The sequence below is a fragment of the Paenibacillus sp. DP01 genome (assembly GCF_044784315.1).
GTDB classification, from domain to species: domain Bacteria; phylum Bacillota; class Bacilli; order Paenibacillales; family Paenibacillaceae; genus Paenibacillus; species Paenibacillus polymyxa.
Window position 1 is genome coordinate 437,501 of record NZ_CP173059.1, and the last position, 7,500, is coordinate 445,000.

The following is a 7,500-nucleotide window of genomic DNA, read 5'->3' on the forward strand; positions in this document are numbered from 1 at the left end:
CCCGCACGAATGGCGTAACGACTTGGGCGCTGTCTCAACGAGAGATCCGGTGAAATTTTAATACCTGTGAAGATGCAGGTTACCCGCGACAAGACGGAAAGACCCCATGGAGCTTTACTGCAGCTTGATATTGAATTTGGGTACGATCTGTACAGGATAGGTGGGAGCCGTTGAATCTTGAGCGCCAGCTTGAGAGGAGGCATCCTTGGGATACCACCCTGATCGTATCTAGGTTCTAACTTGGTACCGTGATCCGGTACGAGGACAGTGTCAGGTGGGCAGTTTGACTGGGGCGGTCGCCTCCTAAAGAGTAACGGAGGCGCCCCAAGGTTCCCTCAGAATGGTTGGAAATCATTCGAAGAGTGCAAAGGCAGAAGGGAGCTTGACTGCGAGACCTACAAGTCGAGCAGGGACGAAAGTCGGGCTTAGTGATCCGGTGGTACCGCATGGAAGGGCCATCGCTCAACGGATAAAAGCTACCCTGGGGATAACAGGCTTATCTCCCCCAAGAGTCCACATCGACGGGGAGGTTTGGCACCTCGATGTCGGCTCATCGCATCCTGGGGCTGAAGTAGGTCCCAAGGGTTGGGCTGTTCGCCCATTAAAGCGGTACGCGAGCTGGGTTCAGAACGTCGTGAGACAGTTCGGTCCCTATCTGTCGTGGGCGTAGGAAATTTGAGAGGAGCTGTCCTTAGTACGAGAGGACCGGGATGGACGTACCGCTGGTGTACCAGTTGTTCCGCCAGGAGCACCGCTGGGTAGCTATGTACGGAAGGGATAAGCGCTGAAAGCATCTAAGCGTGAAGCCCCCCTCAAGATGAGATTTCCCAATTAGTAAGACCCCTTGAAGACGACGAGGTAGATAGGTTGGGGGTGGAAGTGCAGTAATGCATGGAGCTGACCAATACTAATCGGTCGAGGGCTTATCCTAAAGATAAGACGCAATGAAGTTTCGGATCCAGTTTTCAGGGTGTAACCTTGAAGGTATGTAGAAGTACATACGACAAGCGTATGGCGATTCATTCACAGAATCTGTGATGAACCGAATAACCTTACGGAAGAATTTGCAGAGCAAATTCATGTTTGGTGGCGATAGCGGAGGGGTTCCACACGTACCCATCCCGAACACGACCGTTAAGCCCTCCAGCGCCGATGGTACTTGGACCGCAGGGTCCTGGGAGAGTAGGACGCCGCCAAGCAAAATCCTTTAAAGGATGATAAAATTTAATGAATTAGGGCCTTTAGCTCAGCTGGTTAGAGCGCACCCCTGATAAGGGTGAGGTCGGTGGTTCGAGTCCACTAAGGCCCACCATTTCTAGATTGACTAAAAGTTTGGGGCTATAGCTCAGCTGGGAGAGCGCCTGCCTTGCACGCAGGAGGTCAGGGGTTCGATCCCCCTTGGCTCCACCAATATTCCCTGATAGCTCAGTTGGTAGAGCACTCGACTGTTAATCGAGTTGTCACAGGTTCGAGTCCTGTTCGGGGAGCCATATTTCAATACTTCTGAATTTTATATATAAGGTGGCGGCGTAGCTCAGCTGGCTAGAGCGTACGGTTCATACCCGTGAGGTCGGGGGTTCGATCCCCTCTGCCGCTACTCGGAGAGATACCCAAGTGGCTATAAGGGGACCCTCTGCTAAGGGGTTAGACTGCGTAAGTGGTGCGAGGGTTCGAATCCCTCTCTCTCCGCCACAAAATTATTAAATCAGAATTCATTTTGCAAGGCCCGTTGGTCAAGGGGTTAAGACACCTCCCTTTCACGGAGGTAACAGGGGTTCGAATCCCCTACGGGTCATAATTATGGAGGCTTAGCTCAGCTGGGAGAGCATCTGCCTTACAAGCAGAGGGTCGGGGGTTCGATCCCCTCAGCCTCCACCATTAATAATATTGTGAAATATCTTTGATGTCGCGGGGTGGAGCAGTTCGGTAGCTCGTCGGGCTCATAACCCGAAGGTCGTAGGTTCAAATCCTGCCCCCGCAATTAATTTCCTATTGGAAATGCCTCTGGAACTGTGGTGTAGAGGCCTAACATGCCTGCCTGTCACGCAGGAGATCGCGGGTTCGAATCCCGTCAGTTCCGCCATTTTAACTACATATAGTGTAAACTATATGATATAGTTGTAAAATAAAACATGGCTCGGTAGCTCAGTCGGTAGAGCAGAGGACTGAAAATCCTCGTGTCGGCGGTTCGATTCCGTCCCGAGCCACCTTTCAAGTGGGAATTGGCAATGTGCCGGTGTAGCTCAATTGGTAGAGCAACTGACTTGTAATCAGTAGGTTGGGGGTTCAAGTCCTCTCGCCGGCACCATTTTGGAGGATTAGCGAAGTGGCCAAACGCATCAGACTGTAAATCTGCTCCCTTACGGGTTCGGTGGTTCGAATCCATCATCCTCCACCAGTTTTATTGCCATGGTGGTCGTGACGAATGGGTTAACGTACTGAATTGTGGCTATGGCATTTGTGGGTGCAAGTCCCATTAATCGCCCTGTTGATTACATAATGGGGATTAGCCAAGCGGTAAGGCAACGGACTTTGACTCCGTCATGCATAGGTTCAAATCCTATATCCCCAGCCATTAAGAGCCATTAGCTCAGTTGGTAGAGCACCTGACTTTTAATCAGGGTGTCGAAGGTTCGAGTCCTTCATGGCTCACCATTTATAAGTTATTTTGCGGTCGTGGCGGAATTGGCAGACGCGCACGGTTCAGGTCCGTGTGGGCTAACCCCCCGTGGAGGTTCGAGTCCTCTCGACCGCACCATATTTTGCGGACGTGGCTCAGCGGTAGAGCATCGCCTTGCCAAGGCGAGGGTCGCGGGTTCGATTCCCGTCGTCCGCTCCATTATCCATACGGCGCCATAGCCAAGTGGTAAGGCAAAGCTCTGCAAAAGCTTCATCCCCAGTTCAAATCTGGGTGGCGCCTTGACTGCTCATTATGGAACTAAATATGCGCCCTTAGCTCAGCTGGATAGAGCGTTTGACTACGAATCAAAAGGCCGGGAGTTCGAATCTCTCAGGGCGCGCCATTTATTAAAAAGTGTATAATGTCGGGATGTAGCTCAGCTTGGTAGAGCACCTGGTTTGGGACCAGGGGGTCGCATGTTCAAATCGTGTCATCCCGATACTGATTTGCGGGTGTAGTTCAATGGTAGAACTCCAGCCTTCCAAGCTGGTAGCGTGGGTTCGATTCCCATCACCCGCTTTTTGCTATAGCGGATTCTTGTTGCCTCAGTGGTGACACCTTATAAATAAAGAGAGCCTGTCTGGGGACAGAGCTCTCTCTTTTTTTGTATGTTTATCTTCCATAGATTCTACAAAGTGTTGACTATCGATAATCCTTGCTATCGGTGTATTCCTTCTGCTCCTGCAGTGAGTATACACCGATAACTGATCTAGTACACAGGTTTTACACTGGTATGGTCAGCTGTATGGAGGTTCCCTGATTTGAAGCAGAGGTCATGCTCAAGAAGCCGCCTACTCCTCTAGCTCGTTCTTCCATGCTGAACAATCCAACTCCCTCTCCTTTGGATTCTCCAGAGAAGCCCATACCCTCATCCCGAATAGTTACTTTTATTATTTCGTCTTGATCCTCTACATCAACGTATGCTTCTGCTACATCTGCGTATTTAGCCACATTCGTCAGTGCTTCCTGTACAATTCTATAGATTGCTATTTCTTTTCGGATATCAAGGCGTTTACGTAAAGTACATTGAAAATGCACTTCGATTCCGTAATGCGAACAGAAATTTTCAATATAAGTTCTTAGGGCCGGTACGACACCCAAATCATCCAGAACTGAGGGACGAAGTTCCCACGCTAGGCCACGAACATCTTTAATGATATCGGTTACCTGTGCACGCAAATTTTCCAAAGTAGCGTTGGGTTGTTCAGCTAGTTGGCTATCTAGTTGAATAATAAGTGAAAACAGGCTTTGACCAATCCCATCATGAAGCTCTCTTGAAAAGCGTTTACGCTCTTCCTCCTGTATTTGCATGACTTGCGTCATCATGGTCTGAAGCTCTGCCTCTACTTTTTTTAATTTAGTTACTTCATTTCGGATCGCTAAGTACTGATAGGGTTTACCTTCCTCGTCCATAAATGGAACAATCGTAGTATTCACCCAGTAGTAGCTGTTATCTTTAGCACGATTTCGTATTTCTCCCTGCCATACCTCACCAGAACGGATCGTAGTCCACAGGTTCTTCATGAAGGCTCGAGTATGATAGCCCGAATTAATGAGACGATGATCCTGCCCGATCAATTCTTCACGACTATATTGCGAAATCTCACAGAACTTATCGTTTACGTACTGAATAATTCCTCGATGATCGGTCAGAGCAACGATGGAAGATGTATCTAGAGCAAATTTTAGATTGGATAGCTGGTGGAGAGAACTACGCAGTACATGGAGAAAAGGAGAATCTGGTATATGAATTTCCAAATCATTCAGTAGTTTATCGGTTGACTCCCCAAAGGCGGGCTGCAGTAAAGGGTTAGAAGGTTCATTCATAATGGAGCAACCCCTTTTTCAGTGCAAATTTGACCAACTCAGGCCGTGTTTTCAAGTTAAGCTTCTCCATAAGGTTGCTTTTGTGGGACTCTACGGTTTTGACGCTAATCACCAGGTGTTCGGCAATTTCCTTGTTGGCATATCCTTTGGCTACCCATGATAGGATCTCTTTTTCCCGCTCAGACAGGGATTCATACGGCCCGGTTATGCCCTCTTGTTTGATTTTGTCCAGATATTCACTCATCAGGCGTTTGGTTGCATTGGGATACAGATAGGCACTGCCTTCGGCTACAGACTGGATGGCAGCGAGTAATTCCTCATGAGGTGCACTTTTTAAAATATATCCAGATGCTCCGGCTTGAATGGCTCGGAACAGATATTCCTCATCATCATGCATCGTTAAAATAAGCACTTCTGTATCCGGCAACTGTTTTTTTAATTCGGTGGTTGCCGTGAGGCCATCTTTGCCAGGTGGCATACTAAAATCCATGAGCACGACATCAGGTTGTAGCTCCACCGCTTTGCGGATTGCTTCATCCCCGTCTGCTGCATCTCCTACTACCTTAATACCGTTTTTGCCGTCCAATAGGGCCATGAGGCCAGAACGTACGACAACATGATCATCCACTACTAGTATACGAATCAATTAGTCATCCCCTCGAACGGTAAAAAAACCGTGCGTTTTGTCATAATCATAGCAAATTTTAGGGATTTCAATCAACAGAGATAGTTAGATGAGCTGTTCATGTTCACTTATATTTATAATTTTATTTTTCTTCAAATATCAATCTATGGAGTGAGAGGGAGGGCACATAGCTGGCCAAGGCGATGAGCGACTTGAGTGGCCTTGGCTACATCAGATTCGGTGAATGTTCTCACTTCACGGTTACCGACAAGTAGCACACCGTTTGGCAAGTCTCCTGTACTGGAAAAGGGAATGGCTACTGCAGAATGTAACTGTTCGGCCAGCATAAGCGCACATTCTTGACGTAAACGTATACTGCCTGATATTAAAGCGCTAACGGTTACGGTACGCCCCAGACGAACAGCCATCCCGGCAATCCCATGACCGACTTTAAAAGAGATAAGGCGATAGCGATTGTTTCGGCTGCCGGAGGCATAATACCAATGCAACTTACCCCCTGACCTGGACATAAATGCAAGTGCAGTGAGATCCCCATAAACATGATCTCGCAACTGGTTCAGTTCATTTCGCATTTCATCCGTTATTTGTAGCATAGAAGACACATCCTTTATCTTAACCAACTGTAGCTCTAATTTATTGTAATTCCGACAGGTACAAAAGTAATTCAGGGAACCCCCTGATCTATAGGCGCAGGAAACACTGACTTTTCATTAGACTGGGTAATCAATAAGAGGTGGGGCGATAAATGGGGCGTTAGATAATCCTGGAAGTGATATTTATCACTGCAAATCAGGGAGTAGGGAGGTGCAAAATCAGGTGTTCTCCCGATAACAACCCAGGAATTAAAACATTATGATAAAGATATCAGGTAAACACGAGGAGGACGCTAATATGCAAGCCACTTGTATGGAACGGTTTAGGGACGAAACGCAGCGCACGGGGATTCAGCTTTTTCTGACGGAAGAGCATTTTGAACTGTTAAAAGATATCATGTCCTGGAAGAAGGTAAAGGCAGGCGTTATGCTTTTCCGAGAGGGTGATGATGCGGAGCAGCTTTATTATATACATTCGGGTCATGTTAAACTCCGTAAGTCGACAGAAGACGGTAAAGAATTGATTCTGACTATTCAGCACCAAGGCGATTTAATCGGGGAGTTTAGTGGGATAGATGGGGAAGAGTATAGTTGCACTGCAGAAACAGCCGATGTGTGTGAATTAGGTGTCGTGCTTGTTAAGGATCTGGAGTCGCTCCTGTCTAAGCATGGGGAAATGGCGCTTCAGTTTATACAGTGGATGGCAATGAAGCAACGAATTATGCAATCACGGTTTCGGGACTTACTGTTGTATGGTAAAACGGGGGCACTAGCGTCTACGTTAATCCGTGCAAGTAATACATGTGGGGTAGCTGTGAAGGATGGCATTTTACTGAATATGAAGTTAAGTCACTCCGAACTGGGTGAGATGATTGGAGCAACGCGCGAGAGTGTGAACCGGATGCTGAGCTCGCTGAAAGAGCAGGGTACCTTGGATACGAGAGACGGAAAAATCGTCATTCACGATCTCAAGGTGTTGCGCGCTATGTGCTGTTGCCCTTCGTATGGCCAATGTGCCCATGAGATTTGCAGACTATAAATTTATGAGCTTGTTAGGCGGGGGCTAAAAGACTCCGTCTAATTGTAAGTCTTCTGACAACAAGCGATTAAAAGGAACGAGTATCGTAGATATCTTAAAAAGAATCGACGGCGCGTTTAGCGGCAAATCAACGATATAGTGTTTTGAAGTAGCCATCATGTTGAAATAGTTGACTAGTAGTAAAGAAATTTTAGATATTGATTTATTGTGAAATATTACAAGTTGTATTCTGTAGTTAAAAATGATATATTATTTGAGCTGACAACAAAACAGCCGTTTCTAAAGAGAATAAGCAGGGTGAAATGATCTTCGAAAAAAATAACCCTTGCATTTTTGGAATGAACATGATATGATCTTATAGCTGCTGAAAAACGCAGTGAAAAAGAATTTGATCTTTGAAAACTGAACAACGAGTGAGTAAATTGATTTTGTTCGCAAAATCAAACAATGAGATATTTTATCTCGTCAGTTTCAAAATGAGCTAATCGCTCTTTCTATAACCAACTTCGGTTGGTCTTTAATGGAGAGTTTGATCCTGGCTCAGGACGAACGCTGGCGGCGTGCCTAATACATGCAAGTCGAGCGGGGTTAATTAGAAGCTTGCTTCTAATTAACCTAGCGGCGGACGGGTGAGTAACACGTAGGCAACCTGCCCACAAGACAGGGATAACTACCGGAAACGGTAGCTAATACCCGATACATCCTTTTCCTGCAT

General features: G+C 46.8%; 4 protein-coding genes, 20 tRNA genes and 3 rRNA genes (2 of these 27 only partly in view). 24 read left to right on the forward strand and 3 right to left on the reverse strand.

Translation table 11 applies throughout. From position 1 onward, the window contains the following. The 22 genes from ACH59B_RS01855 to ACH59B_RS01960 all read left to right on the forward strand — a co-directional run. Positions 1 to 931, forward strand: a 23S ribosomal RNA gene (locus ACH59B_RS01855) (it extends 1,995 nt beyond the left edge of the window). 151 nt (positions 932 to 1,082) lie between these two features. Further along, positions 1,083 to 1,199 (forward strand): 5S ribosomal RNA (gene rrf, locus ACH59B_RS01860). A 36-nt stretch (positions 1,200 to 1,235) separates the two neighbouring features. Continuing rightward, positions 1,236 to 1,312: transfer RNA gene (locus ACH59B_RS01865), tRNA-Ile, on the forward strand. A 22-nt stretch (positions 1,313 to 1,334) separates the two neighbouring features. Further along, positions 1,335 to 1,410, forward strand: a tRNA-Ala gene (locus ACH59B_RS01870). 4 nt (positions 1,411 to 1,414) lie between these two features. Continuing rightward, positions 1,415 to 1,490, forward strand: a tRNA-Asn gene (locus ACH59B_RS01875). Between the two features lie 33 nt (positions 1,491 to 1,523). Beyond that, a tRNA-Met gene (locus ACH59B_RS01880) sits at positions 1,524 to 1,597 on the forward strand. Between the two features lie 3 nt (positions 1,598 to 1,600). Then, positions 1,601 to 1,692: transfer RNA gene (locus ACH59B_RS01885), tRNA-Ser, on the forward strand. Between the two features lie 31 nt (positions 1,693 to 1,723). Continuing rightward, positions 1,724 to 1,795: transfer RNA gene (locus tag ACH59B_RS01890), tRNA-Glu, on the forward strand. 7 nt (positions 1,796 to 1,802) lie between these two features. Next, a tRNA-Val gene (locus ACH59B_RS01895) sits at positions 1,803 to 1,878 on the forward strand. A gap of 29 nt (positions 1,879 to 1,907) precedes the next feature. Beyond that, a tRNA-Met gene (locus ACH59B_RS01900) sits at positions 1,908 to 1,981 on the forward strand. A gap of 25 nt (positions 1,982 to 2,006) precedes the next feature. Next, positions 2,007 to 2,083 (forward strand) — tRNA-Asp (locus ACH59B_RS01905). Between the two features lie 51 nt (positions 2,084 to 2,134). After that, a tRNA-Phe gene (locus ACH59B_RS01910) sits at positions 2,135 to 2,207 on the forward strand. A gap of 25 nt (positions 2,208 to 2,232) precedes the next feature. After that, positions 2,233 to 2,308, forward strand: a tRNA-Thr gene (locus ACH59B_RS01915). A 4-nt stretch (positions 2,309 to 2,312) separates the two neighbouring features. Further along, positions 2,313 to 2,398: transfer RNA gene (locus ACH59B_RS01920), tRNA-Tyr, on the forward strand. Between the two features lie 102 nt (positions 2,399 to 2,500). Then, positions 2,501 to 2,575: transfer RNA gene (locus tag ACH59B_RS01925), tRNA-Gln, on the forward strand. A gap of 4 nt (positions 2,576 to 2,579) precedes the next feature. Further along, positions 2,580 to 2,655, forward strand: a tRNA-Lys gene (locus ACH59B_RS01930). A gap of 15 nt (positions 2,656 to 2,670) precedes the next feature. Beyond that, positions 2,671 to 2,758 (forward strand) — tRNA-Leu (locus ACH59B_RS01935). Positions 2,759 to 2,764: 6 nt separating this feature from the next. After that, a tRNA-Gly gene (locus tag ACH59B_RS01940) sits at positions 2,765 to 2,839 on the forward strand. 10 nt (positions 2,840 to 2,849) lie between these two features. Next, a tRNA-Cys gene (locus ACH59B_RS01945) sits at positions 2,850 to 2,920 on the forward strand. Positions 2,921 to 2,946: 26 nt separating this feature from the next. After that, positions 2,947 to 3,023: transfer RNA gene (locus ACH59B_RS01950), tRNA-Arg, on the forward strand. A gap of 22 nt (positions 3,024 to 3,045) precedes the next feature. Further along, positions 3,046 to 3,119: transfer RNA gene (locus ACH59B_RS01955), tRNA-Pro, on the forward strand. A gap of 9 nt (positions 3,120 to 3,128) precedes the next feature. Next, positions 3,129 to 3,199, forward strand: a tRNA-Gly gene (locus ACH59B_RS01960). Positions 3,200 to 3,403: 204 nt separating this feature from the next. On the opposite strand, the gene ACH59B_RS01965 is transcribed toward ACH59B_RS01960, so the two are convergent. The 3 genes from ACH59B_RS01965 to ACH59B_RS01975 all read right to left on the reverse strand — a co-directional run bounded on the left by ACH59B_RS01965 (position 3,404) and on the right by ACH59B_RS01975 (position 5,746). After that, positions 3,404 to 4,507 carry a PAS domain-containing protein gene (locus ACH59B_RS01965; RefSeq protein ID WP_404303208.1) on the reverse strand — a complete coding sequence of 368 codons (1,104 nt, stop codon included), beginning with the start codon at positions 4,505 to 4,507 and terminating at the stop codon, positions 3,404 to 3,406. Next, positions 4,500 to 5,153, reverse strand: coding sequence for a response regulator transcription factor (locus tag ACH59B_RS01970; protein ID WP_117290772.1), 654 nt, complete (start codon positions 5,151 to 5,153; stop codon positions 4,500 to 4,502). The genes ACH59B_RS01965 and ACH59B_RS01970 overlap by 8 nt, the downstream gene beginning before the upstream one ends. A 143-nt stretch (positions 5,154 to 5,296) precedes the next feature. Then, positions 5,297 to 5,746 carry a GAF domain-containing protein gene (locus tag ACH59B_RS01975; protein WP_017428696.1) on the reverse strand — a complete coding sequence of 150 codons (450 nt, stop codon included), beginning with the start codon at positions 5,744 to 5,746 and terminating at the stop codon, positions 5,297 to 5,299. Positions 5,747 to 6,044: 298 nt separating this feature from the next. On the opposite strand from ACH59B_RS01975, the gene ACH59B_RS01980 reads away from it, so the two are divergent. Both ACH59B_RS01980 and ACH59B_RS01985 read left to right on the forward strand, forming a co-directional pair. Continuing rightward, positions 6,045 to 6,785, forward strand: a complete 741-nt coding sequence (locus ACH59B_RS01980; protein ID WP_017428697.1) for a Crp/Fnr family transcriptional regulator — start codon at positions 6,045 to 6,047, stop codon at positions 6,783 to 6,785. Between the two features lie 517 nt (positions 6,786 to 7,302). Then, a 16S ribosomal RNA gene (locus ACH59B_RS01985) occupies positions 7,303 to 7,500 on the forward strand (it continues 1,356 nt past the right edge of the window).

Excerpts from the sequence above, each read along its gene's own strand:
- ACH59B_RS01965 (WP_404303208.1), bottom strand. The coding sequence starts at position 4,507 with ATGAATGAACCTTCTAACCCTTTACTGCAGCCCGCCTTTGGGGAGTCA.
- ACH59B_RS01975 (WP_017428696.1), bottom strand. The coding sequence starts at position 5,746 with ATGCTACAAATAACGGATGAAATGCGAAATGAACTGAACCAGTTGCGA.
- ACH59B_RS01980 (WP_017428697.1), top strand. The coding sequence starts at position 6,045 with ATGCAAGCCACTTGTATGGAACGGTTTAGGGACGAAACGCAGCGCACG.